This window comes from Rouxiella badensis (assembly GCF_002093665.1).
Classification (GTDB): Bacteria; Pseudomonadota; Gammaproteobacteria; order Enterobacterales; family Enterobacteriaceae; genus Rouxiella; species Rouxiella badensis.
The window spans coordinates 43733-69209 of the sequence record NZ_MRWE01000004.1; the positions used below are offsets into that span (position 1 = coordinate 43733).

A 25477-nucleotide genomic window follows, 5' to 3' on the forward strand; every position below is an offset into this window, starting at 1 on the left:
GGATGGCGTGCGCGTCAGCCGGATAATCGAGTCTGGCAGGATTAGAAGTGTTGCGTAACCAGTTGCTGCATCATGTCGATATGATCGTTACGATCGTTAAGCGCTTCAATGTACTCAAACTTTTCACCACCGGCGTGCAGGAACAGCTCGCGGTTCTCACCGTTTATCTCCTCGATGGTCTCAAGACAGTCGGCGGAGAATCCCGGGCAGATAACCTGAATATGTTTCACGCCCTGTCCCGGCAGGCTTTCCATCGTTTCATCTGTGTACGGCGTTAACCAAGGCTCACGGCCAAAGCGTGACTGGAAGGTCAGCATGATTTTCCCGGCGGGCAGCTGCAGCGCCGTAGTCAGCGCCTGCGTGGTTGCCTGACAGCGCTGCTGATAGTCGTCGCCCAGCGTCACGAAACGTTTAGGAATACCGTGGAAAGACAGCACCAGCCGGTCCGGTTCGCCGTGTTTCTCAAAGGATTCCAGAATACTGGCCTTTAGCGCGGCGATGTAGGCCGGATGCTCAGCGTAATCGCGGATAAAACTGACAGAAGGCAGGCGACGCTGCTCCTTAAGCACGCGCGCTACGCCGTCAAATACCGAGGCACTGGTCGAACAGGAATATTGTGGATAAAGCGGCAATACCACCATTTTGGTCACTCCGCGCTCTATCAGGCGGCCAATGCCATCTTCGAGGCTTGGTTTGCCATAGCTCATCGCCAGCTCAACCGGGGTATCCGGGAAACGTGCTGCCAGCGCCTTTTGCTGACGCAGGCTGTAGACCATCAGCGGCGAACCTTCGTCCATCCATACCGATTTATACAGTTTGGCTACGCGCGGTGAACGGAACGGCAGGATAACGCCTTGCAGTATCGGCCACCAAATCAGTCGATTGGTATCAACAACGCGAATATCACTTAAAAACTCAGCCAGAAAACGTTTTACCGCGGGGGTGGTTGGAGCTTCCGGGGTTCCTAGGTTGACCAGTAACACACCGAATTTCGTCTGCATCATGCTGAATTCCCTAAATAATATTGCTAATTTTTTAACACAGGGCAAGTGACCTGTCTGAATGCGACCTTATTGTAACCAAACTCAGGCAAATCGGAACCGATAACAGTAAATGGGATTAACAATCAATGCTATCAGCAAGGGGGAAATGAGGGAAAAACAAAGGCGACCTAAGTCGCCTCTGATAACGTTTGCGTACCGTGCAGGAAATTAACCCAGGATCGCAGCCAGTTCTTCGCGAACTTCAGACACTTTTTGGGTGCCGTCGATTTTAACGTATTGGGTGTTGCCGGCTTCTGCTTCTTTACCGTAGTAAGAAACCAGTGGCTCGGTCAGCTCATGGTACTCGACCAGGCGCTTGCGAACGGTTTCTTCCTGATCGTCTTTACGAGTCGTCAGTTCTTCGCCGGTCACGTCGTCTTTACCTTCAACCTGCGGTGGGTTGAATTTAACGTGGTAAACGCGGCCTGAAGGTGCGTGCACGCGACGACCTACGATACGATCAACGATCAGTTCGTCAGGAACATCGAATTCCAAAACGAAGTCAACGCTGATGCCCGCTTCTTTCATGGCGTCGGCCTGTGGAATGGTGCGTGGGAAACCATCCAGCAGGAAACCGTTGCGGCAATCTTCCTGGGTAATACGTTCTTTTACCAGAGCGATAACCAGTTCGTCGGTAACCAGTTTACCGGCGTCCATAATTTCTTTGGCTTTCTTGCCGAGGTCACTTCCGGCCTTAACAGCTGCGCGCAACATATCACCGGTAGAAATTTGCGGAATCCCGTATTTCTCCATGATGAATTGAGCCTGAGTACCCTTACCTGCGCCCGGAGCGCCCAGCAGAATGATACGCATTGCGTAAATCCCCTTGCATGTAATTTTATAAAAAGTCGAAAACGGTCAACCATACCATTCTGCGCCCCCTTCCTCAAGAAAGGGGGCGGCAAGTTAGCGATTAAACGCCAACTATCAGGCAATGGCTGTCTGTTTTTTAGCCTGCAAGGTTTGCGAAATGACGGCAACGATAATGATACACCCGCCGATCACCGCGTTTGGCGTCGGTGCTTCGTTCAGGAAAACATAAATCCACAGTGGAGCCAGCGCGGTTTCGAGCAACAGGAAAAGTCCAGCATTCGCCGGTGGCACATAGCGGGTCGAAAGTGAAATCAGACCCATGGCAACAGGAATGATCAGTGCCCCTTCAATCACCAGCCACAGCCACTGCTCTGCATGCAGGTCAGCAACGGTTGTCAGCAGGCCAGTACCAGCAAAGGCAGGCACAACAACCGAGGCCAGCACGCCGCCGAGCGAAGGCAGTCCCAACGTGCCCTGCTCGACGCGTGAGGCAAAGATAAACGCCAGCGCCATACAGACGGCAGTTGCCAGAGCAAAGTAGTTGGCGGTTGCATCAACGCCCGCCTGCCTTCCTGACATCACGATAACCACGCCGAGCATACCGACTACCGCCGCAACCATCAGCGACTTGTCAATTTTAGTGGCAAAGAACAGCCGCGAAATAATCGCCGATACGAAGGGTGTTGAAGAGATAATCACCAGAACGGTTGCCACATTGCCGCGATTAAGCGCGTTAACGAAACAGGCCGACGACGCGCAGAAAAACAGTACTGAGAGCAGGTTTTGTCGGGTTATCCACGGCACACCCAGCACCGCACGACTCTTGGGGACTAACAACCACACGGCAAAGACCACTGCCCACATCAGCAATCCCCGCAGCACCACAATCAGCCACGAATTATGCACTGCCATGAGACGGATAAATACCGAATCGGTACTGAGAATAACCCCACCGAGAATGCCGATCAGGTTACCGTTTACTGCACTTGATTTACTCATCTTATATTCCATAGTTTTGAAATATCTTCAAAAACACTGCCGGTACAATTTACCGGCCGTCCATGCTTTCCACGCATCCAGCGGGACAAGCGGAGGGTACCGCTATGTTCGAAATAGCTTCCGTTCATCTCCTTCACCGCCTTGCGCTGCTCGTGCGAAAATGACGGCACCTTGAAACAGCAGAAAGGCAGACCCGGTTCGCCGATTGACTGCAGTCTTTCGCCGTCGGGCAGCCAAAGATCGATGGCATCCACGCTGGCAACGTTGTAGGGCTGCCACCCGGGGGTATTAATCGTTTCGAGCGCCATCGTGAGCGGGGTTTCCGACACCGTCGCTCGCTCGAAGAGACGCAGCTCGCTGCGTAGCAGCATGCTGTACTCTTCCGGGCGCACCGCAATCAGCGTCAGGCCTACCGCGACCGAGGCGTGCTTGTGCAACGGCGCTAAAAATATCGAACCCTGCTTAATCAGGTCATCATGCATGTTGGTCGCAAAACTGTGAGATGCGTCCACCACGATGCCCTTCGCCGGATGATGAAGTCGGTTCAACTCGCCGGTGTAAGGGTTAACGTGCGTCACAATCTGCACGCCGCTGTTTTCTCTGCCTTCCGCCACTGCGTGGGGAAAGAGCATATCAATCGGCTGATAATGCTGATGATTCGCCAGGCTCAGTGAAATATTTTGCTTATGTAGTAAGTGGGACAGCATCGCCAACCCGACGCTGACCGACTGCACCATAAACACATCGTATTGCTCCAGACGGTAAACTTCGGTGAGTTTCTCCCGCAGAACTTCACGCAGCTGATTCACTTTTTTGTAGAAGTGTCCGCCGCCGTGCAGCTTCTGGAGCTGGGGTGACAATGCTGAAGGATCCATTAGTCGATCAACTCCTTCTGGTAGAGCAAAGGAAGCACGTTGTCGCGAAACACTGAGCCCACGCCGACTTCGCAAGGCGGCTTACGGTAATTGACCCAGGCAATCTCGGCGATTTCCGAGCTGGCGACAGGCTGACCGACGACTTCAACCTGATAAACGTGGTTCTCGATGGCTACGGATTCGAACTCCGCGATGCCATGAAACAGGCCGAAAGGCTTGATTTCTGCCGCTTCAACGTTGAGCTCTTCCTTAAGTTCACGGCGCAGGCAGGTGAGGTGATCCTCACCCTGAAGAGGTTTTCCGCCCGGTGAAATAAACACGTCGGTCCCCTCTTTACGCGTCAACAGCAGCGAACGGTTGCGAATAATAATCGCCGAACACTTGATGATAGTTTTCATCACAGGCTCCACTCAGGCAGCTTCAGCGGGAGAGCTGGCCACTTTCTTGGCCAACGTCAGGGTTTCACCCGACAGGAATTTGACAATATTCAGCGCCAGCGGCGTTTTCTCGCGCAGGTAGGCCAGAATGGTGTCGTCGCTTGGGGTGGTAAAGCTATCACCGAAGATGCTCACACCTTCCAGTGACTTGGTGGAGATCCCAAGCTGCAGCAGACGATATTTCACGTCGTCGGAAGACTGGGCAAATTCATATATAGGTGAGTGATACTGAATGCCGAATTCTTTCATCAGATCGACCAGATATTCTTTCGCGACCAGACGCTGCTCCGGGAATTCCTGCTGATAATGGGTAATGCCGTCATTAATGACGTCAATATCATGACGACGACAGAAATCAATAAGATGTGCGTGTATTGCCAATTTTTCGCCGAGCAGCACCAGATTTTTTCTATACTTAAGAATATCTCCTTCGATATTCTCGATAGCGATACTGCGGAACGTCCCGCTAATATCTTCAACCGTGTGTTCCACGACCAATTCACCAAAACGGTTTTTAAGTTCATCAACACGATGAGAAAGAATGCCGCGATGCAGGGAGCAACCGCTGTTAGCGGAGTACAGATGAACCGGGATACCCTGTAACATTAAATAACAAGCTGCCAAGGTACTGTCACGACCACCGGTAAACATCACAAGCTGAGTCTTTACGGAAGTATTATTCATATTGATCCTTAATATTGTCTGAATACCCGGGTGAAAGGCACGGTTTTAAAGGGTTATAGGTTGTCCCGCCACGCTCGTTACTAAGACTAGCTCCGCCATCCTGGCGACTCGTTTTGGGACAAGGTCGAGACTAAAGGGTTTTTTTCACGTTAGAAAATGATATAAACAGACAGACAAGTTGAAATTAACTAACAAGGTGGCGCTATGTCTGATCTCCCTTCACTGCGCGCGTTGCACTACTTTAAACAGGCGGCACTGTTTGAAAGCTTCAGCGCCGCCGCTGAATCCTTAAATATCACTCACAGTGCAATCAGCCATCAAATAAAGAATCTTGAGTCCTGGTTAGGGACGCCTTTATTTAAACGCACGGCCGGACGGGTTTATTTAACCCAGGACGGAGAGACCTTAAAGAAATGCTGTGAACAGGTATTTAGAAATATCGAGGCAACCTGCAAAGAAATAAAAACCCGCGAAGAGAACAGTCTTATTATTTCCTGCGCGCCCAGTTTCTTGTCACAGTGGTTAATTCCCCGTATCGCGCGTTTTTCGCAACGGCATGAAAATATCGCCCTGACATTCCAGACCCATGTAAACATTGAAAATATTCAGGATGAACGCACGGATATTTTAATCAAAAGTAATGAAACACCGCTGTCGGATGAAATAGAGGCGACGCTGATTACCGTCGATTATATTGGGCCCGTCTGTTCGCCAGATTTCCGTCATCGCTTTACCTACGAGACCGACTTCGCCACCCTTCCACTGCTGCATGCCGACACCAAAATCAATGCCTGGCAAGAATGGGCAAGAAAAACCAATACGCGGGGAGACTTTATTTCGGGCAAGCATTTTGACAATTTGACGCTGGCCATTCAGGCCGCAAAAAATGGTTTGGGAATTATTATGACGCCGCAGATTTTGGTCAAAAAAGAGATTCAGGAAGGGAGTTTAATTGCGCCGCTGGGCTTTACCGAGGTCGACAGAGCCACCTATATGCTGGTGAAACGTTCGCGTAGCCACGAGAAAGAGATCACGCTTTTCCGCCACTGGCTATTGGAAGAGGCCAGCCGGGGTTAACCGTCTGGCCTCTTATTAGGTCAATATTTCAATTAATTACGCTTGCAGCAGGGTGTTCATACGACGGATGAACTGGTTAGGGTCCTCCAGCGTACCGCGCTCTGCAAACAGAGCCTGGTCAAGCAGCAGCTCTACCCACTCTGAGAACTGGCTCTCCTGGGTTTCATCTGCAGCACGCTTGACCAGCGCATGCTCAGGGTTCAGCTCAAAGATGTATTTCACCTCTGGCGCTTCCTGACCCGCAGCGGCAAACAGCTTGGCCATCTGCGTGCTCATCTCGTCCGCACCGGTGGTAACGATAGCCGGGGTGTCGGTCAGACGATGCGTTAAACGCACCTCTTTAACACGATCGCCCAACAGGGTTTTGACGCGTTCAACGAACGGCTCAAGCGCCTTGTCGGCATCTTTCTGCTGTTCGTTCTTCTCGTCGGCCAGCTTGTCGAGAGACTCATCGGCCTTGCTCACAGACTGGAACACCTTACCGTCGAACTCGGTCAGGTAGCTCATCATCCATTCGTCGATGCGGTCTGACAACAGCAGAACTTCAATGCCTTTCTTGCGGAAGAGCTCAAGATGCGGGCTATTTTTCGCCGCGGCATAGCTGTCGGCGGTGATGAAGTAAATCTTGTCCTGCCCTTCAACCATGTTGGCAACATAGTCTTCCAGCGACAGCGTCTGCTCGGAAGAGTCATTGCGGGTACTGGCGAAACGCAGCAGCTTGGCGATGGTTTCTTTGTTGCTGCTGTCTTCTGCCGGACCTTCTTTCAAGACCAGACCGAACTGCTTCCAGAACTGCAGGTATTTTTCTGCATCGTCTTTCGCCAGTTTTTCGAGCATCTGTAGCGCACGCTTGCTCAGTGCATTACGCAGATTCTGCGTCACGCGGCTGTCCTGCAGAATTTCACGGGAAACGTTAAGCGGCAGGTCGTTGGAGTCTATCAGGCCACGCACAAAGCGCAGGTAATTAGGCATGAACTGCTCGGCTTCGTCCATGATAAAGACGCGCTGCACGTACAGTTTCAGACCGTGCTTGTGGTCGCGATTCCACATGTCCCACGGTGCCTGTGAAGGGATATACAGCAGGCTGGTATATTCCTGCTTACCTTCAACGCGGTTGTGGCTCCAGCTCAGCGGATCGCTAAAGTCATGAGAGAGGTGTTTGTAAAACTCTTTGTATTCGTCGTCGCTCACTTCTGTGCGACCGCGCGTCCACAGCGCCTGCGCCTTGTTGATCTGCTCCCAGGTAACGGTATCGTCTTCTTCGTTACGGGTCTCGATTTCAACCGGCAGTGCGATGTGATCAGAATATTTGCTGATAATGGAACGCACGCGCCAGCTGTCCAGGAACTCGTCCTGATCTTCACGCAGGTGCAGGGTAATTTCGGTGCCGCGAGAGGCTTTCTCGATGTCGGCCAGGGTGTATTCCCCTTCACCGGCAGATTCCCAAAATACGCCTTCATCGGCGCTAACGCCTGCTGCACGGGTGCGAACGGTGACTTTATCAGCCACGATAAACGCAGAGTAGAAGCCCACGCCGAACTGGCCGATCAGCTGGCTGTCTTTGGCCTGCTCGGATCCGACTGACTGTAGGAAGGCTTTGGTGCCCGATTTAGCAATGGTCCCGAGGTTGTCGATCACTTCATCACGGGTCATACCGATGCCGTTGTCGCTCAGCGTCAGGGTACGTTTTTCTTTGTCAAACGACACACGAACGCGCAGCTCGGCGTCGCCTTCGTAAAGTACAGGCTTTGACAGCGCGCAAAAACGCAGTTTATCGGCCGCGTCCGAGGCGTTGGAAATTAGCTCACGCAGGAAGATTTCTTTATTCGAATAAAGCGAGTGGATCATCAGGTGAAGCAGTTGTTTAACTTCTGACTGGAATCCGCGGGTCTCTTGTCCTTTCATACTCATCAAATACCTCAATCAAACCGTTTGAGTGGTTAAAAACGTAACTCTGTAAAAACAGACTGAGTATGAAGTGGGGGGGTAAAGGCAGATTTTCAAGAGGAACGGGCAAGGAAATATCGAAACGCGCGTTAATTGATTATTTTAGAATCAGCAGGGAACAAACCGCTAACGCTTTGGAAATACTGAAACAAGGCTTTTTAACAGACTGCCTGATTGTGGAAGTGACCAAGGTGGGATTTTAAAAAACAGCCGGTCTGGGTTATAGAAGTTGTAGCAAGGCGGCAGGTTAGTTCATCCCCAGGCGCTGACACAAGCCAGTGACTGGGGCGGGCTAGCGCAGCCAACGCCGCTACAGCTTCAAATACGATAACCGAGCAAACTAATATTTGAAGGCGTGCCGACCTGCCAGAGAATGCGCAAGAGTCGTGCCATCAACCATTTCTAGCTCGCCCCCCACTGGAACACCGTGAGCAATTCGACTCGCCAGAACGCCATACTGACCGCACATCTCGGCGATATAGTTCGCGGTAGCGTCACCTTCGACCGTGGGGTTGGTCGCGAGGATCACTTCCTGAATACTTTCGCTTTCAAGACGTTGCTCGAGACGACCTAATCCGATGTCGTCAGGACCAATGCCGTCGAGAGGAGACAGATGCCCCATCAGGACAAAATAGCGACCTGAGAACTGACCGGTCTGCTCGATAGCATGAATATCTGCCGGGCTTTCAACCACGCAAATCTGACCATTTTCCTTGCGACGCGGATTGGCGCAAATGGTGCAGACATCCTGCTCGGTGAAAGTACGACAGTCGGCACAGTGGCCGATTTCGGACATCGCCCGAGTCAGGGACTGCGCCAGCCGCATTCCGCCACTGCGATCGCGCTGCAGCAGCTGGAATGCCATACGCTGCGCCGACTTCGGGCCTACACCCGGCAGACAGCGCAACGCCTCCATTAATGATTCAAGGAGTGGGCTGGTTTGCATCAGAATGGCATCTTAAAGCCCGGTGGCAACTGCATGCCGCCAGAAACTGCTGCCATTTTTTCTTTCTGAGTTTCATCGATGCGACGAGCCGCGTCGTTGAATGCTGCAGCAACCAGATCTTCGAGCATGTCTTTGTCATCTTCCAGCAGGCTTGGGTCGATTTCAACGCGACGGACGTTGTGTGCGCCGTTGATGGTGATTTTCACCAGACCTGCACCAGACTCACCGGTAACTTCGATGGCAGCGATTTCCGCTTGTGCCTGCTGCATTTTTTCCTGCATTTGCTGGGCCTGTTTCATCAGGTTACCAATGCCGCCTTTTCCAAACATAATCTTCTCTCTTTGCGTCGGGCCGCGTATGTGCACCATGCTCCTACTGCGGCGGTTAAATAGGGCGAATACTCTCTTCGTCCAGCTCGGCGTCAAAGAAACGACGCAAAGTCTGGATATTATTATCCGCGATAATCGACTGACGCGCCTGCGCCAGTTTTTCTTCATAGATGGCCTGTCGCCATTCGAGCGGCGTGCGTATCGCCAGGTTGTCGTCTTCAACCACGTTCAGCGCTATCTCCTGCTGATACAGCGAGGCAAGCGCGTCTGCCAAGGTTTTTTGCGCCGTTGGCGAGTTTAAATGACGCTGCGAAGAACGTAAATGCAGACAGACTGTAGCCGAATCAGGCCGCTCAAGGAAAGCATTGAGCGCCAGTTGCTGAACCAGTTTCGGAATAGTCAGCTTATTGACCGTAGCTGCCCACTCGTCTCGCTCGATGGCCTCTTCGGCCAGGCGTGTCGCCAGCTCCGGCGATTTTTCGTGCTCAAGCGCAGCGCGCAAGGCTTTCGGCGTGGCAACCGGCTCAGGGGCGGCCTCAGGCTCATTCACTGTTCTCCAGCGATAAGCCTCTTCTTTAACCGGCGCAGCGGGGGCTTTCTTCTGCGCAGTCGCTCCCGTGCGTTCTAATGAACGCTCGGTGACGGAAGCCAGTCGCTCCAGCACCGAATTTGCCGGCTGCGCTTTTCCAGGCGCGGCCGGCTCAGCTTTTTTTGGGGATGAGCTTCCCTGCTGTCGAAGCAGCTGTGTTCGCGCCTGCAAGAGCTGCGCGGTGGAGTCAGGTATTGCGACGTCACCGCCCGCAGACGCCTGTTGAGCAGGGGCGGCTTTAGGCTGCGCAGGGGCATTTTGCGCAGGCATGGCCGAGTTCGACATCGGCTGCGGTGCAGCGGTGCGTGGTTCTCTGGCGGCCGGTTCGGCAATCAACACCTTAGGGTGGAACGCCAGCGCACGCAGCAACGTCATCTCGACGCCCATGCGTTTATCCGGGGCGAACGGCAACTCTTTGCGGCCAATTAGCAGCGTCTGATAATAAAGCTGCACGTCGGTCGGCGGAATAACCCGCGCCAGTTCGCGCAGACGCTGTTCGATAGCCGCATAGTGGTTATCCAGCACCGACGGCAGCAGTTGGACCATCGCGATACGGTGCAGCAGCGCCAGGGTTTCAACCAGCAGCGTTTCCCAGTCCACCCCGCGCGAGGCGGCTTGTTCAACCTGCGCCATCACCGTCGCGCCATCGGCACTCACCAGCGCTTCAAGAATAGCCAGCGGCTGTTCGTCGTCGAGGGTGCCAAGCATCTGCGCCACGGTCTCGGTGGTGACTTTGCCCTGTCCCATCGCGATAGCCTGATCGGTCAGGCTGAGCGCATCACGCATACTGCCATCGGCCGCACGGGCCAACAGCTGCAAGGCGCGCGCCTCGTTGTCGATTTGCTCTGCCTGCAACACTTTAGCCAGCTGATTGCGGATCTGTTCGACGTCCAGCGCCTTCAGGTGGAACTGTAAGCAGCGTGAAAGGATGGTGACCGGCAGTTTCTGCGGATCGGTAGTCGCGAGCAGGAATTTGACGTGCGAAGGCGGCTCTTCAAGCGTTTTCAACAGCGCATTGAAGCTGTGGCGCGAGAGCATGTGTACTTCGTCAATCAGATAGACTTTGAAACGCCCTCTGGCCGGTGCGTACTGCACATTATCGAGCAATTCACGGGTGTCTTCGACTTTGGTACGCGATGCGGCGTCAATCTCGATGAGATCAACAAAGCGCCCCTGCTCTATTTCACGACAGTTGTCGCAAACGCCGCAGGGCGCTGAGGTAATGCCGGTTTCACAGTTCAGGCCTTTAGCCAACAGACGGGCAATAGTGGTTTTACCCACGCCGCGCGTGCCGGAGAAAAGATAGGCGTGATGAATTCGCCCCAGCGACAGGCCATTGGCCAGTGCCGTTAGCACGTGTTCCTGACCAACTACGTCAGTGAAAGTTTGGGGGCGCCACTTACGGGCAAGAACCTGATAGCTCATTAATACCGGAGAAGTCGAGGGGTCTGTAGCGTTATGTTATCACAGCCCCGCCTGCACGGGCGAGGCCTGATATAAACAAGAAATTCTAGTGCCTTCGGGTTGACAGGTAGGGTAACTGCACAAGTTCCCGGACGCTGAAATGCATCAGTGACCGAGGTGTGCAAAGCCCCACCGTAACGCGATGGACGCCGAATTTTAGTGACCGGCGAAGTTCACCAGGCAGTAACATTCAATGCCCAGACCGTTCAGGCGTTTTTCACCGCCCAGCTCTGGCAGATTGATAATGAAGGCCGCGTCAGAAACCTCACCGCCGAGACGACGGATAAGCTTGGCGGTAGCTTCGATGGTACCACCGGTCGCCAGCAGGTCATCGATAACCAGCACTTTATCACCTGGCTTGATAGCGTCGGTGTGAATTTCGAGCTTATCGGTGCCGTACTCCAGCGCGTATTCTTCCGCGATGGTTTCACGCGGCAGCTTGCCCGGCTTACGCACGGGAACGAAGCCTACGCCCAGCGCCAGCGCAACCGGTGCGCCAAACAGGAAGCCACGTGCTTCGGTACCCACCACTTTGGTGACACCGGTATTGCGGTAACGCTCTGCCAGCAGATCGATAGTGGCCTGATAGGCCTCGGGGACTTCCAGCAAACTGGTGACATCACGAAACAGTATGCCCGGCTTAGGGTAATCGGGGATGGTTTTGATACTGTCTTTAATAAACTCAAGCTGCTGTGCAGTAGCGGTCATAACGGTAGCGCTCATAATAAAGGCCTGAAAAAGCGTCGGTTCATACCTGAACGGCGCGAGAATCTGTTCAAACCAAACGCCCTACGCCGAGATAATTCGGAATAGCTAACTGAGCTTAAGGCGACGGCGAACGACTCTGGCAGGCGATTCAAGAAAAATAAGTTGGGGATGACCGAGGGTCAAGACGCCCAAATTTATGCAAAGCCACTTTAAAAAGCAACCTACAGCCGGCGATGATCGCCTTTTTTATTGCCCCAGGTCAACCACTGCGGCGAATCAGTGCGTGATAAACCGCCCACAACGCATGATTTACCGCGCAGTTTGTCGCATAATCGCGGAAATAATCGTTCGGGAGAGTCTCGTTGAGCACGCAAACACTTTTGCATTCGCTGGAGCAGCAGATAGAAAATCTGGCGCAAGAAATTGAACCTGTCGCCCATGCACCGGCGCAGCAGGCGCGCTTTGACGTTACGCTTTTTGCGACCAAGGGAACCCGCCTGCGTGAATATCTTGCCGAAGTGCGCGTAAACTTTGCTCAGCTGCGTCAGGTAGTCGAAGAAAACCGCAGCGCGCAGGTCGCCTTTGTCGCCGAGCGGCTGGTCTCGCAAATCACCGCACTACAGCGCGAACTCGCGACCCAGAACCTGCGCAAGGCCGATAAACAGAAAGAACAAAGCGGCGGCGATTACTACAGTAAACTGGTTGAACATCAACAGTATGAGCGTCGATTGCTGGCGATGATTCAAGACCGCGAGAGTCGTCTTGGGAGAGTCGAGACTTTCAAGGAACAGCAGCATATGCAGAAAGAGCTTGCGGCACTGGAGGGACGCCTCATGCGCTGCCGTCAGGCGCTGATCAAAATCGAGCGCAGCATCGAGCGTCAGGAAAGGGGTTTTTGACGCTCTTATCACAAAATTTGAAAAATACCGTCGTTAGTTGAGACAAAATCTCTATACTGGAAATTCGATTACCCGTCGTTAGTCAGCCTGTTAACGACTGATAAAACAGATGCCCACTACCAAGATGACTGGAACGCCTATGTCCATTGAAAACGCCCCTCCCGAACTGCAACTAGCCGTAGATCTGATCTACCTGCTGGAGTGTAACGAAATCGCCCCTGAAGTGGCGTTGGCGGCACTGGAGATTGTCAAAAAGGACTATCAGGAAAAACTCAAGAATCCGACCGGCAGCTTGTCCATAAGCTACCGATAACGACGGTATGAATCAGACGAGGGTCGCCTCGTCCGGCGGCGTGAATGGGCGTTTCACTTCCTGAACTTCGTTGCCGCCTTTGTCGTGCAGATACACTTCCAACTGATTGAAAGCAATATTGATATCGTTATCGCGGCACAGCTGGTCTACGCTGCGGTTCAGCTCATCGACGGTCGAACTCCTGTCGCGCAGCTCGCGAACGTATACCCTGAGCTCGTGGTCCAGCGTGCTGGCCCCGAAGTTAAGGAAGTACACCGACGGCGAAGGATCGCTCATCACCTTGGCATTTTCATGCGCCGCCTGCAGTAAAATCTCCTTAACCTTATCTAAATCAGACCCATAGGCTACGCCAACTTTAATAACTACGCGGGTGACGGTGTCCGACAGCGACCAGTTGATAAGACGCTCGGTCACGAAGGCCTTGTTAGGGATGATCACCTCTTTACGGTCAAAGTCGGTAATGGTGGTCGCACGAATACGAATCTTGCTGACCGTCCCAGAATAGGTCCCGATAGTGACCGTATCGCCGATGCGAATCGGGCGTTCGAACAGAATAATCAGGCCCGAAACAAAGTTGGCAAAGATTTCCTGCAAACCAAAGCCCAGTCCAACCGACAGCGCGGCCACCAGCCACTGGAGTTTGTCCCACGACACGCCGAGCGCACTCAGCGCCACCGCCGCACCGATAACCGTAATGGTATAGGTCAGAATGGTGGTAATCGCGTAGGAGGTCCCCTGCCGCAGATGCAGCCTCGACAGCACCAGCACCTCGAGCAGGCCCGGCAGGTTTCGCGTCAGGACATAGGCAATGATTATCTCGATAAAGGCCAACAGGAAATTGCCCAGCGTCACCGTCTGCTGTACCACCTTGCCGCCGATATTACCGGAGTAGTGCCACAGCGAAATGCTGTCGAGATAAGAGATAACCGTCAGCAAATCTGACCACACCCAATACAGCACGGCGGCAAAGACGATGAACAGCGCCATGGTGATCAGACGCAGCGTCTGCTGGTTAATCTGGTCCAGACCGAGCACGGTTTCCTCGATGGTCTCCCCTTCGGCACCCTCTTTGACATTGGTGTTCTGACGACGCGCCAGCGCACGACGATAGGCCAGACGCCTTGCCGCCACGCTCAGCCCGCGCAGCGCTATCCTGCCGGTGATATTCCAGATTATCAGCAGATAGAGGCTTTCTAGCCAGCGGCTGGCGAGACGCAAGGTAGTATAGAAGTAGCCGGTGAACATCAGTCCCATCAGGAAGACCGGAGCCAATGCAATGGCGGTGACGATAACCAGATGCACGCTGTGCGCATTTTTCTCGCGCCAGCCGTCCCTGAACATCGGAAAAAGCAGAACTGTCAGCGTCGCCAGCGTCAGTAAAATAATCACCTGACCGATAGTATCGTCCACCAGCCCCAGCGGGATCTTCTCACCGCGAACAGTCCAGAAAATCAGCGGCAGCATGGTGAGTGACAGACGCAGGATTGAGCGTCGGTAATGCGCGCAGGTGGCCGCTTCCATATTAAAGTGGCGCTCACTGACCCCGCGCGGCCCCAGCAGTCGGTAACAGAATCCCATCACCAGCTGGAACACGGCGATGCGCTGTGCCAGCGTCCATAAAAAGTTATTAAACTCGATATCACAAACGGACAGCCAATAGCCAACGCCGAGCGTCAGCAGCATGCCCGGCATCACTCTGAGAACGAGAAGGAGCAGCGCCTGAGGCGTATGCAGTTGGGAATCACGCTTCAATTGGCCGACGTCGCTGCTCAGTTTATCGATACGCGCTTTGATAGCCTTCTGACGCCACAGAAGAATGACGACAGCTATCAGCATCGGCACGGTCACCGGCAACGAGCGCAGCGCGCCCTGCTTCAGCTCGTCAACCGGCAGCTTGAAACTCAGACTGTTAATCTGATTTTTGACGTCTTCGGGCAGCGATTTAATAAACTGCCAGTCAATCGGCTTGTTGCTGCTGACCCAAAAGATTTGCTGGGTCAGCGTGTCGTTGAGGGTCTGGTTTACGCTCAACAGCTGCTGCTGGTTGATTTGCAAATTGATCGCCAGCGCCAGCTCGTTGCCAAGCTGTTTGTTGAGCTGGTCCAGCAGGTCGCGGCGCACGTCAACGATTTGCTCAAGCGCATCGCTAATGTCGTCATTAATCTTTTCTTTGCTGCCTTTTACCAGATTCTGAATATAGTCATCACCCTGGAAAAGCGCGTCGCGCTGCTCGTTGATATTGAACTGCTCCAGGCGCAGATCGGCGATTTGCGTCTGGGTGTCGGTCATCAGATTGGCCGTCGGCTGCGCATTTTGCTGCTGCTGATAAAGGATACGCGAGAGCAGCAAACTCCCCTTCAAGACGCTGATTTCTTCACTCAGATCGTGTTCCGACTGCGACGAACGTTCCAGCCAGTTCTTGATGGTGATGTTCTGTTGCAACAGCTTGTTGCCATCCTCGGTAGAGGCTATCAGGCGTTGGCTCAGATGGCGATTGATGTCCAGTTCCTGACTCACCAACGGATCTTTTTGCAGATCGGTGGTGCTTTCCGGCGTCTGAGCTTCTTTCGCCGTACGCTCGGACAGCGTCAGACGTTTACCGTTGACCACTTCTTGCAGCGTTTGAGTGTAGGCTTCGAGCTGTGAAATATGGGCATTGGTATAGTCGCGCTGCTTCTGGTAGAGGTCCTGCAAGGTGGTGTTGGCCTCCAGGCTGTTGCGCTGGAAATCCACCTCGGCATTAAGCAGCGCCTGCTCGGTGACCAACATCGCCTGCTGCGTTGGCCGCAGATCCTGCTGATTCGGCGCCATGCCGTTAAGCTCGTTTCGCACCTGTTCCAGGCTTTGCGAGTAGCTGTACATCGCACTCTGCGCCCGTTCAGGCTGGGTCTGCAAAGAAATCAGCTGAGTATTGTAGGTTGAGAGGTCATTCTGCGAAGACTGCAAATCGTTGAGCGTATCGCCGAGCGTGCTTTCCAACTGATGCAACGACATCGCCAGCAGCGCCGTTTTATCCGCCGCCGGGTTGCTCTGATTTTGCAACTTGGCGAGGCCGTCGGTGGCGATGCGCAGTTTTTCAGGCGCATCATCCAACTGCTGTCTGAGCTGATTTTGCTGCTGTTTGACGCGATCCAGCGCGTCGAGCAGTTCCATCGTGCGATAGAGATCCTGCTGCGTCAGTTTTTCAACCGGCGTTAGCGTTTTCTGGCGGCTCAGCGCATCAAGTTGATTCTGCACTTCACCGCGCAGGGGGATATCCGCCGTTCCCGCCGCTAACGCACGAGGAGCAGCCAGCATAGCGGCGCAAAAAACCAATGCAATCAACAGGAAAGAAATTAATCCTGAAGAGGCCAAACGCAAAAAGTCGGCGTGGCGGTAGCGAAAGTCAGCGGATAGGCTAAACATAGTTAACTTAATTCAAATAAAGATGCGCAATATTAACACGGCCCCCTTCTACAGCGTATGCAGTGAAGGTGCTCAGGCAGCATCAAACTTGTAAAACTTTACTAAACTCTACTTACAGCCACTTGACACACTTAATTACCTTTAATCAATCTTGGACATAACCTCAACATCTCGATATAAGTATCAATAAATTGACTTACCTGGTTGTGGAGGTCGTTACTTTCTGGCATAAAAAGCCAACTCTCCATCATTTCAGTCATGTAGGCGCAACGGACTGTCGGCGCCCGGCGTGCGTCATGGACGGAGCACATCTCCCCAACAAATTCACATTTGTGAAATAGGATTTTCACCCTCCATGGGTGCAAAATCGGTAATCGTAGTCAGCACATACTAAAAACGCAGCTGCGGGATGTCACAGCGCCGCACGCAACGAAGTTAATTTTAAAATCGGACACTTGAGGTTTATTTATGAACAAAAACAGAGGGTTAACGCCTCTGGCGGTCGTTCTTATGCTAACCGGTGGATTAGCTCTTACAGGATGTAACGATAAAAAAACCGAGCAGGGAGCCGCTAAAGCCCCCGAAGTGGGTGTCGTCACGTTGAAAGCCGCCCCGCTAAATGTAACAACTGAGCTTCCGGGACGCACCTCGGCCTACCGTATTGCCGAGGTACGTCCTCAGGTCAGCGGCATTATCCTGAAACGTAACTTTGTGGAAGGCAGTGAAGTCAAGGCCGGTACCTCGCTCTACCAGATTGATCCTGCGCCTTATCAGGCCACGTACGACAGCGCCAAGGGTGATTTGGCGAAGGCACAGGCCAGTGCGCAGATTGCCCACGTGACGGTCAACCGCTACAAGCCGCTGTTGGGCACCAACTACATCAGTAAACAAGATTATGATACTGCTAATTCCACCGCACTCCAGGCCGATGCTTCGGTCGTAGCGGCCAAGGCAGAGGTTGAAACGGCGCGTATCAATCTCGCCTACACCAAGGTCATTGCCCCAATCAGCGGCCGTATCGGTAAATCCTCAGTGACGGAGGGTGCGCTGGTGACCAGCAGCCAGACCGACGCGCTGGCGACGGTTCAGCAACTTGACCCTATCTACGTTGACGTGACCCAGTCCAGCAATGATTTCCTGCGCCTGAAGCAGGAGCTGGCCGACGGTACGCTCAAACAGGAGAACGGCAAAGCGAAAGTGACGCTGATTCTGGATAACGGTAAAGAATATCAACAACCTGGCACATTGGAATTCTCCGATGTTACGGTTGATGAAACGACGGGGTCTATCACTTTACGTGCGGTATTCCCGAATACGCAGGACTTCCTGCTGCCGGGTATGTTTGTGCGCGCCCGTCTCGACGAAGGTGTCAACAACAATGCCCTGCTGGTGCCTCAACAGGGGATCACCCGTAACCCGCGCGGCGATGCAACCGCGATGGTTGTCGGTGCCGATAATAAAGTGGAACTTCGTACGGTGACGACGACTCAGGCTATTGGCGACAAATGGGTCGTCACGGATGGCCTCAAGCCGGGCGATAAAATCATCGTGACCGGCCTGCAAAAAATCAGACCCGGTGTTCAGGTGACAGCACAGGAAGTTGACCAGAACGCCCCCGCAGATGAAGCGACGAAGTCTTAAAAAGGAGCCGGTAATTCATGGCTAATTTCTTTATTGATCGCCCGATATTTGCGTGGGTTATCGCCATCATTATTATGCTGGCGGGGGGACTTTCGATCCTCAAACTTCCTATCGCACAATATCCGACCGTAGCGCCGCCGGCCATTGAGCTGACGGCGACCTATCCTGGTGCCGACGCACAAACGGTGCAGGATACTGTCACCCAGGTTATCGAACAGAACATGAACGGTATCGATAACCTGATGTATATGTCATCTACCAGTGACTCCTCTGGTGCGGTTCAGATAACGCTGACCTTTGCTTCAGGTTCCGACGCAGACATCGCACAGGTTCAGGTGCAGAACAAACTGCAGCTGGCGATGCCTTTGCTGCCGCAAGAAGTTCAGCAGCAGGGGATAAGCGTTCAGAAATCGAGCAGCAGCTTCCTGATGGTGGCAGGCTTTGTTTCTGATGGCAGCATGACCCAGGAGGATATCGCCGACTATGTGGCATCAAACGTCAAGGATCCTATCAGCCGCGTATCGGGTGTAGGGGATGTGCAGCTGTTTGGTGCGCAGTATGCGATGCGTATCTGGATGGACCCGAACAAGCTAAATAACTATCAGCTGACGCCGGTTGACGTTATCAGCGCGATTACCGTGCAGAACAACCAGGTGGCCGCAGGTCAGCTGGGCGGAACGCCTCCGGTACCGGGCCAGCAGCTCAACTCGTCTATTGTGGCGCAAACCCGCCTTAAATCGGCCGACGAATTCGGCAAGATTCTGCTGAAGGTTAATCCAGACGGCTCGCAGGTTCGCCTGCGCGACGTGGCGGACATCAAGCTCGGTGGCGAAAGCTACGACGTGATTGCCCGCTTTAACGGACAGCCTGCCGCAGGTCTGGGGATTAAACTGGCGACCAACGCCAACGCCCTCGACACCTCGACCGCCGTAAAAGCGGAGCTGGCCAAGCTGCAGCCGTTCTTCCCGAACGGACTGAAGGTGGTCTATCCGTATGACACCACGCCTTTCGTCAAAATCTCGATTCAGGAAGTGGTGAAAACGCTGGTTGAGGCCATCGTGCTGGTGTTCCTGGTAATGTATCTGTTCCTGCAAAACTTCCGCGCTACGCTCATCCCGACGATAGCGGTACCGGTGGTCTTGCTCGGCACCTTTGCCATTATCGCCGCCTTCGGTTACTCGATAAACACTCTGACAATGTTCGGGATGGTACTTGCCATCGGCCTGTTGGTGGATGACGCCATCGTGGTGGTCGAGAACGTCGAACGCGTCATGGCCGAAGAGGGGTTGCCGCCGAAAGAGGCGACGCGCAAATCGATGGGCCAGATTCAGGGCGCGTTGGTCGGCATCGCGATGGTGCTCTCGGCGGTCTTTATTCCGATGGCATTCTTCGGCGGGTCGACCGGGGTTATCTACCGCCAGTTCTCGATTACTATCGTTTCCGCGATGGTGCTGTCGGTGCTGGTTGCCTTGATTCTGACTCCGGCGCTTTGCGCCACCATGCTCAAACCGATTGCCAAGGGCGACCACGGCAAAACCAAAGGCTTCTTCGGCTGGTTCAACAAGAAGTTTGAGCAGAGCACGCACCACTACACCGACAGCATAGGCAACATCCTGCGCAGTACGGGGCGTTATCTGGTCATTTATCTGCTGATCGTCGTGGGCATGGCGTTCCTGTTTGTTCGCCTGCCAACCTCCTTCCTGCCGGAAGAAGATCAGGGCGTGTTCCTGACCATGGCGCAGCTGCCGGCCGGTGCAACGCAGGAACGTACTCAGAAAGTGCTGGATGAGGTCACTCATTACTACCTGACCAAAGAAAAAGCCAACGTGAACTCGGTGTTTACCGTTAACGGCTTCGGCTTTGCGGGTCGCGGCCAGAACACCGGTATCGCGTTCGTGAGCTTAAAAGACTGGTCGCAGCGCAGCGGTGAAGAGAACAAGGTTGCCGCCATTACCGGTCGCGCAATGGGCGAGTTCAGCAAAATCAAAGATGCGATGGTCTTTGCCTTCAACCTGCCCGCGATCGTTGAACTGGGTACGGCGACCGGCTTTGACTTCGAGCTGATTGACCAGGCCAACCTCGGCCACGACAAGCTGACGCAGGCGCGTAACCAGCTGTTGGGCATGGTGGCACAGCATCCTGATTTGCTGGCCGGTGTGCGTCCTAACGGACTGGAAGATACGCCGCAGTACAAGCTGGAAATCGACCAGGAAAAAGCCGTGGCGCTGGGCGTGTCCCTCTCGGACATTAACACCACCCTCGGGGCCTCTCTGGGCGGCAGCTATGTCAATGACTTCGTTGACCGTGGCCGCGTGAAGAAGGTTTATGTTCAGGGTGATGCCAAGTTCCGCATGCTGCCTAAAGACATCCAGAACTGGTACGTTCGCGGCAGTTCGGGTCAGATGGTGCCCTTCTCGGCCTTTTCAACCGCCAAATGGGAATACGGTTCACCGCGTCTTGAGCGCTATAACGGCCTGCCTTCGATGGAAATTCTGGGCCAGCCTGTTCCGGGCAAGAGTAGCGGTGAAGCGATGGCAATGATGGAGTCTCTGGCGTCCAAACTGCCAACCGGCATCGGCTATGACTGGACCGGTATGTCGTATCAGGAACGTCTCTCAGGCAACCAGGCGCCGTCGCTGTACGCCATCTCGCTGATCGTGGTATTCCTTTGTCTGGCCGCGCTGTATGAGAGCTGGTCGATTCCGTTCTCGGTCATGCTGGTGGTGCCGCTTGGGGTCGTGGGTGCGCTGATTGCCGCGTCGATACGCGGTCTGAGCAACGACGTTTACTTCCAGGTCGGGCTATTAACGACCATCGGGCTGTCGGCGAAGAACGCCATTTTGATTGTCGAGTTCGCCAAGGACCTGATGGATAAAGAAGGTAAAGGACTGATTGAGGCGACGCTAGAGGCGGTACGTATGCGTCTGCGCCCTATCCTCATGACCTCGCTAGCCTTTATCCTCGGCGTTATGCCGCTGGTTATCAGCACCGGCGCGGGTTCTGGCGCACAGAACGCGGTCGGTACCGGCGTAATGGGCGGGATGATTACCGCGACGCTGCTGGCTATCTTCTTCGTGCCAGTGTTCTTCGTGGTGGTTCGCCGCCGCTTTGGTAAGAAGAATGAAGATATGGAGCACAACCCTAAGGTTGAGACCCCACATCATTAATCAAGACTGACAAGTTAGTCCTGCAAAGGCCGCGTAAGCGGCCTTTTTTATGGCCTGAATTCCCTGCCCGGTTAGCAGGTTGCCCCCTACTCCGATAAAAAAACTTAAAAATGAGGCTTGAAGCGACGGGTTAATACGCGCATAATAATTGTTATAGTATAACATTACATTTTAGGATTTATTATGAGAGAGAACATTCATCCTGCTTATCGCACCGTGGTTTTTCATGACACCAGCGTTGATGAGTATTTCCACGTCGGCTCCACCATAAAGACCGACCGCACCATTGAACTGGAGGGCAAAACCTTCCCGTACGTGACGCTGGACATCTCCTCTGCTTCCCATCCGTATTACACCGGCAAGCAGAAAGAGTTCTCGAAAGAAGGCAGCACCGCGCGCTTCCAGCAGCGTTTCGGCAGCTTCCTCGGAAAAAAATAAGTTTGTTTTTGGAGGGATAAATGCAGGTATTGAGTTCGTTAAAATCAGCAAAAAACAGGCACCCTGACTGCCGCATCGTGAAACGCAAGGGCAGACTGTACGTGATTTGTAAAAGTAACCCGCGTTTTAAAGCCGTACAGGGCGGGAAGAAGAAACGCTGATCCTCAGCGTGGAATGAAAGCTTAGCCAGCCATAAAAAAAGCCCCGTCGCTTGCCCGACGGGGCTTTGTTACGTCATAAAGAAGGGGAGAATTACCTCCCCGTTGGCCATTGCCAGCGGGGAGGTAACGGATTTATTTCATGCTGCCTACAATCGCTTCCACGTTGTGGGTGAAGGCTTTCTCATAGGTTGTTGCCGGGCCTTGCGGGCCAGAAAGTGATTCAGGATAAAGCTCGCCGCCAGGCTGTGCACCCGTGGCCGCAGCAATCTGTTTCACCAGACGCGGATCGGTCTGATTCTCGATGAAGTAGGTTTTCACCTTCTCGTCTTTAATCTGCTTGATAAGTGAGGCAACGCCGCTGGCGCTAGCTTCCGACTCCGTCGAGAAGCCGACCGGTGCCAGGAAGGTCACGTTGTACTCTTTGCCGAAATAACCAAAGGCATCGTGACTGGTGAGCACCTTACGTTTCGCGACCGGAATACCGCTGAACTCTTGCTTGGCCCAGGCATCCAGCTTCTTGAGCTGCTCGATGTACGCACCGCCGTGCTGGCGATAGTAGTCGGCGTCTTCAGGGTCGGCGGCAATCAGCGCGTTCATCACGTTAGTGGCATAAATGACGCCGTTCGCCATGCTGTTCCAGGCGTGCGGATCGGTCACTGTCTTGCCCTCTTCGTCCATCTGGCGCGAGTCTACGCCCTGCGAGGCGACAACGACCTTGCCGTGATAGCCGGAGGCAGTGATCAGGCGATCCATCCAGCCTTCCATGCCCAATCCACTGACAAAGACGACGTCAGACGCGGCCAGCGACTTGCTGTCTCTCGGCGCAGGTTCAAAGCTGTGCGGATCGCCGTTTGGGCCGACCAGGCTGGTGACCTTAACGTGGTCTCCACCCACTTCCTTCACGATATCCCCAAGGATTGAGAAACTGGCGACGGCATTAACCGTCTTGGCCATCGCCAGTGGGCTCGACAGCAGGGCAGCTACTGACAGAGCAACAGGTAAAAGTTTCATTTCCACTCCTTTATAAGTACTTCTTTATTTTCACGACTAACGTCGCGAGGCAGTCAACATCCCGCCGCGCGTTCCAAACAGAACCGAGATAAAGAAAATGACGTTGGCGCTGAGCACGATGGCTGGGCCAGCAGGCAGCGAGGCGTAGTAGGACCAGATGAGCCCGATAACGCTCGACAGCATGCCAATCAGCATGGCGATCAGCAGGGTGTGCGGTAAATCACGCCCCCAGAAACGGGCACTGGCGGCGGGAAGCATCATCAGGCCTACCGACATCAGGGTTCCGAGAATTTGGAAACCGGCGACCAGATTCACCACCACCAAGGCCAAAAATATACCTTGGATAACCGCCAGCCACTTGCCCGAACTGACGCGTAGGAATAGCGCATCAAAGGACTCAATTACCAGCGCACGATAAATGCAGGCGAGGATGATCATCGACACGCTGCTGATAGAACCGACCATCAGCAGGGCGTGAGAATCGATGGCGAGTATTGAGCCAAATAGCACGTGGAGCAGGTCTACGCTGGAACCTTTAAGGGAAACCAGCGTGACGCCGAGCGCCAGAGAACCAAGATAGAAGCCGGCAAAGCTGGCGTCTTCTTTAAGCTGGGTGCGGCGGCTGACGACGCCGGAAAGCATGGCGACCGCCAGACCGGCAATAAAGCCGCCGACGCCCATTGCCACCAGCGACATACCGGAAATCAGATAGCCAATAGCGGCACCGGGCAGCACCGCGTGGCTGAGTGCGTCGCCGACCAGACTCATGCGGCGTAACAGCAGGAAAACGCCCAGCGGCGTCGCGCTAATGGACAACGCGAGGCAGGCAATCAGCGCACGGCGCATAAATCCAAATTGAACAAAGGGGTCGACTAACAGGTGGAACAACATCATGAGATGACTCTCCGCTGCTCGCTGAACTCGTCGGCCAGGATGCAGGCATGATCGCGATGGGGAAAATGGCACAGAACTTCGTCGGCCGTTCCCCAAATATTTTGCTGTTGGCTCAGGAACAGGACCTGAGGAAAATGACGCGCCACCATGGCGATGTCGTGCAGAACGGCGATCACCGTTTTCCCCTGCTCATGCCACTGGCGGATCACTTTTAAAAGCAGTTCGGTGGTCTGGCTGTCGATACCGGTGAAAGGCTCATCGAGCATGATGAGCGGCGCTTGCTGAATCAGCAGTCGCGCGAACAGCGTTCTTTGTAGCTGACCGCCGGAGAGCTCGCCGACCGCAAAGTTGCGCATCTCGCTCATCCCTACGGTTTGCAGCGCGTCAAGTACCTGACGCTCAGACTCACGGCTGATGCCACCAAACAGACCACTCTGCGGCCAGCATCCCATTGCCACCAGGTCAAACACGCTGATAGGGAACTGTCGGTCCAGCTCGGCCTGCTGAGGGAGATAAGCCAGCTGCGGACGTTTGTTTTTCGAAGAGGAGCCGCTGAATTCGATTGAACCAGAAATGGCCGGTTGCAAACCTGCGAGGGTCTTCAGGAAGGTCGACTTACCCGCGCCGTTGGCGCCGATAACCGCCGTCAATGAGCCTGCGACGATGCGTCCGCTCAACGGCATGGCAACCGGACGGCGTTCATAGCCCACTTCAAGCTTTGAAATGTTAATCATGGTAACGAGATGGCCCAGTAGATCCCTGACCACAAAATTGCTAATAAAATTAAAGCAATAGCACAGCGGGAGAAAGCAGAAAGGGTAAATAGCGTCTTAGTCATAATGGATTGCTCTAGAGATGTTATAATATAACACCACATTTTGAACGATTTTTCAAGGTAGCAGGTTGTAATCATTCATAAACACGTTGAGTAAACTTCGCTCATTGATCTGGCTCCCAATTTGCAACATTGCTGTCATCATCCTCCGTCAGGAAAGCGTAATTAAATATTAAAAACACATGAAAATACTTTTAAATCATTATGTTAGTGAATTTTCTTCGCGGCAATTATTTTGCTCTCATTTCGCACATTAACTAAAAAATATGCAATAATTAATCCTGAAGGCTTTTGTTGCCAATAGCTCTTATGAAAATTGAAAGCATCTATGAAAAAATTGATCCCTTGCGATACTCAGGGAAAAAAACCCGGCATTACGGAACTAAAGCAGATAATAGAATCTAATATCGAAGTGATTGAAGACGCATTAACTGCGGGTTTAGGTTATTATTCCCCTAATGCTCGGTACACACCCGGTTCGCTGGTCATAAAATCCATTGAGCACAGAAATAATCAATCTTATTCAATGACTTACACTTATGACTGGACCATCTTCAATGGTTGCCTTGATCTCAACTCAGCGGAAGACGCTAAAGAGTCCGTATCATTTCTTGTTAAACCCGAAGGATTGGAGTTTGATATAATAGATTTTGATTCGGCCACGACAGAGAATGAATTGTAAGTTTCCGTAATAGGTTTACGCAAGTTTCAGAAATTGGATTATATTTAAATTACAGATTGAAAATGGTCGTTTAAATTTAATAGGGTAATAACGTTTTTACTTAGCAGTCCCTGGTTTAGC

24 protein-coding genes are annotated in these 25477 nt (G+C 53.3%); 8 read left to right on the top strand and 16 right to left on the bottom strand.

From position 1 onward, the window contains the following. Positions 1-41: 41 nt before the first annotated feature. The 6 genes from hemH to BS640_RS03560 all read right to left on the bottom strand — a co-directional run bounded on the left by hemH (position 42) and on the right by BS640_RS03560 (position 4851). The gene (hemH, locus tag BS640_RS03535; RefSeq protein WP_017492302.1) at positions 42-1004 is read right to left on the bottom strand and encodes a ferrochelatase; all 963 of its coding nucleotides are present in this window, start codon (positions 1002-1004) and stop codon (positions 42-44) included. A 207-nt stretch (positions 1005-1211) separates the two neighbouring features. Further along, a complete protein-coding gene (adk, locus tag BS640_RS03540; RefSeq protein ID WP_017492301.1) occupies positions 1212-1856 on the bottom strand; it encodes an adenylate kinase in 645 nt (214 codons plus the stop codon). 114 nt (positions 1857-1970) lie between these two features. After that, the gene (locus BS640_RS03545) at positions 1971-2855 is read right to left on the bottom strand and encodes a DMT family transporter (RefSeq protein WP_017492300.1); all 885 of its coding nucleotides are present in this window, start codon (positions 2853-2855) and stop codon (positions 1971-1973) included. Beyond that, positions 2852-3730: a DUF6024 family protein gene (locus BS640_RS03550; RefSeq protein WP_017492299.1), complete on the bottom strand. Its 879-nt coding sequence runs from the start codon at positions 3728-3730 to the stop codon at positions 2852-2854. The genes BS640_RS03545 and BS640_RS03550 overlap by 4 nt, the downstream gene beginning before the upstream one ends. Then, positions 3730-4128 (bottom strand): NUDIX hydrolase, encoded by a 399-nt coding sequence (locus BS640_RS03555; protein WP_017492298.1) that lies wholly within the window; start codon positions 4126-4128, stop codon positions 3730-3732. The genes BS640_RS03550 and BS640_RS03555 overlap by 1 nt, the downstream gene beginning before the upstream one ends. 12 nt (positions 4129-4140) lie before the next feature. Beyond that, complete coding sequence (locus BS640_RS03560) at positions 4141-4851, bottom strand: hypothetical protein (RefSeq protein ID WP_017492297.1); 711 nt, start codon at positions 4849-4851, stop codon at positions 4141-4143. Positions 4852-5055: 204 nt separating this feature from the next. On the opposite strand from BS640_RS03560, the gene BS640_RS03565 reads away from it, so the two are divergent. Continuing rightward, complete coding sequence (locus tag BS640_RS03565; RefSeq protein ID WP_017492296.1) at positions 5056-5928, top strand: LysR substrate-binding domain-containing protein; 873 nt, start codon at positions 5056-5058, stop codon at positions 5926-5928. A gap of 36 nt (positions 5929-5964) precedes the next feature. On the opposite strand, the gene htpG is transcribed toward BS640_RS03565, so the two are convergent. From htpG to apt, 5 genes are all read right to left on the bottom strand, one after another. After that, positions 5965-7833 (bottom strand): molecular chaperone HtpG, encoded by a 1869-nt coding sequence (gene htpG / locus BS640_RS03570; RefSeq protein ID WP_084912004.1) that lies wholly within the window; start codon positions 7831-7833, stop codon positions 5965-5967. Positions 7834-8215: 382 nt separating this feature from the next. After that, positions 8216-8821, bottom strand: coding sequence for a recombination mediator RecR (recR, locus tag BS640_RS03575; protein WP_026110586.1), 606 nt, complete (start codon positions 8819-8821; stop codon positions 8216-8218). Beyond that, the gene (locus BS640_RS03580) at positions 8821-9150 is read right to left on the bottom strand and encodes a YbaB/EbfC family nucleoid-associated protein (RefSeq protein ID WP_017492293.1); all 330 of its coding nucleotides are present in this window, start codon (positions 9148-9150) and stop codon (positions 8821-8823) included. Before BS640_RS03580 ends, recR begins: the two co-directional genes overlap by 1 nt. A 55-nt stretch (positions 9151-9205) precedes the next feature. Further along, positions 9206-11164 carry a DNA polymerase III subunit gamma/tau gene (gene dnaX / locus BS640_RS03585; protein WP_084911931.1) on the bottom strand — a complete coding sequence of 653 codons (1959 nt, stop codon included), beginning with the start codon at positions 11162-11164 and terminating at the stop codon, positions 9206-9208. Between the two features lie 195 nt (positions 11165-11359). Continuing rightward, positions 11360-11911, bottom strand: coding sequence for an adenine phosphoribosyltransferase (apt, locus tag BS640_RS03590; RefSeq protein WP_038328083.1), 552 nt, complete (start codon positions 11909-11911; stop codon positions 11360-11362). A 362-nt stretch (positions 11912-12273) separates the two neighbouring features. Between apt and priC the strand changes: the two genes are divergently transcribed. Continuing rightward, positions 12274-12810: a primosomal replication protein PriC gene (gene priC / locus BS640_RS03595; RefSeq protein WP_017492290.1), complete on the top strand. Its 537-nt coding sequence runs from the start codon at positions 12274-12276 to the stop codon at positions 12808-12810. Between the two features lie 139 nt (positions 12811-12949). Continuing rightward, a complete protein-coding gene (rsmS, locus tag BS640_RS03600) occupies positions 12950-13123 on the top strand; it encodes a pleiotropic regulatory protein RsmS (RefSeq protein ID WP_017492289.1) in 174 nt (57 codons plus the stop codon). 12 nt (positions 13124-13135) lie between these two features. Here the strand turns inward: rsmS and mscK are convergent, their stop codons facing one another. Both mscK and BS640_RS03610 read right to left on the bottom strand, forming a co-directional pair. Beyond that, positions 13136-16528: a mechanosensitive channel MscK gene (gene mscK / locus BS640_RS03605; protein WP_017492288.1), complete on the bottom strand. Its 3393-nt coding sequence runs from the start codon at positions 16526-16528 to the stop codon at positions 13136-13138. A 131-nt stretch (positions 16529-16659) separates the two neighbouring features. Beyond that, entirely contained in the window at positions 16660-16878 is a 219-nt protein-coding gene (locus BS640_RS03610; RefSeq protein WP_225741454.1) for a hypothetical protein, read from the bottom strand. A 118-nt stretch (positions 16879-16996) separates the two neighbouring features. Here BS640_RS03610 and BS640_RS03615 point away from each other — a divergent pair, with 118 nt between their 5' ends. The 4 genes from BS640_RS03615 (at position 16997) to ykgO (ending at position 21935) form a co-directional block, all read left to right on the top strand. Next, on the top strand, positions 16997-18169 hold the full coding sequence (locus tag BS640_RS03615) for an efflux RND transporter periplasmic adaptor subunit (RefSeq protein ID WP_017492287.1): 1173 nt from the start codon (positions 16997-16999) through the stop codon (positions 18167-18169). A gap of 17 nt (positions 18170-18186) precedes the next feature. Further along, positions 18187-21336: a multidrug efflux RND transporter permease subunit AcrB gene (gene acrB / locus BS640_RS03620; protein WP_017492286.1), complete on the top strand. Its 3150-nt coding sequence runs from the start codon at positions 18187-18189 to the stop codon at positions 21334-21336. A 183-nt stretch (positions 21337-21519) separates the two neighbouring features. After that, positions 21520-21774 (top strand): type B 50S ribosomal protein L31, encoded by a 255-nt coding sequence (locus BS640_RS03625; protein ID WP_009639086.1) that lies wholly within the window; start codon positions 21520-21522, stop codon positions 21772-21774. Between the two features lie 20 nt (positions 21775-21794). Then, complete coding sequence (gene ykgO / locus BS640_RS03630) at positions 21795-21935, top strand: type B 50S ribosomal protein L36 (protein WP_009639085.1); 141 nt, start codon at positions 21795-21797, stop codon at positions 21933-21935. Positions 21936-22067: 132 nt separating this feature from the next. On the opposite strand, the gene BS640_RS03635 is transcribed toward ykgO, so the two are convergent. Genes BS640_RS03635 through BS640_RS03645 form a run of 3 tightly spaced genes read right to left on the bottom strand, consistent with a single transcriptional unit; the run spans position 22068 to position 24574 of the window. Continuing rightward, positions 22068-22946: a metal ABC transporter substrate-binding protein gene (locus BS640_RS03635; protein WP_017492284.1), complete on the bottom strand. Its 879-nt coding sequence runs from the start codon at positions 22944-22946 to the stop codon at positions 22068-22070. Positions 22947-22982: 36 nt separating this feature from the next. After that, a complete protein-coding gene (locus BS640_RS03640) occupies positions 22983-23840 on the bottom strand; it encodes a metal ABC transporter permease (protein ID WP_017492283.1) in 858 nt (285 codons plus the stop codon). Beyond that, positions 23837-24574, bottom strand: coding sequence for a metal ABC transporter ATP-binding protein (locus tag BS640_RS03645; protein WP_017492282.1), 738 nt, complete (start codon positions 24572-24574; stop codon positions 23837-23839). Before BS640_RS03645 ends, BS640_RS03640 begins: the two co-directional genes overlap by 4 nt. Positions 24575-25003: 429 nt before the next feature. Between BS640_RS03645 and BS640_RS03650 the strand changes: the two genes are divergently transcribed. Continuing rightward, positions 25004-25357 (top strand): hypothetical protein, encoded by a 354-nt coding sequence (locus BS640_RS03650; protein ID WP_017492281.1) that lies wholly within the window; start codon positions 25004-25006, stop codon positions 25355-25357. Positions 25358-25477: the final 120 nt, after the last annotated feature.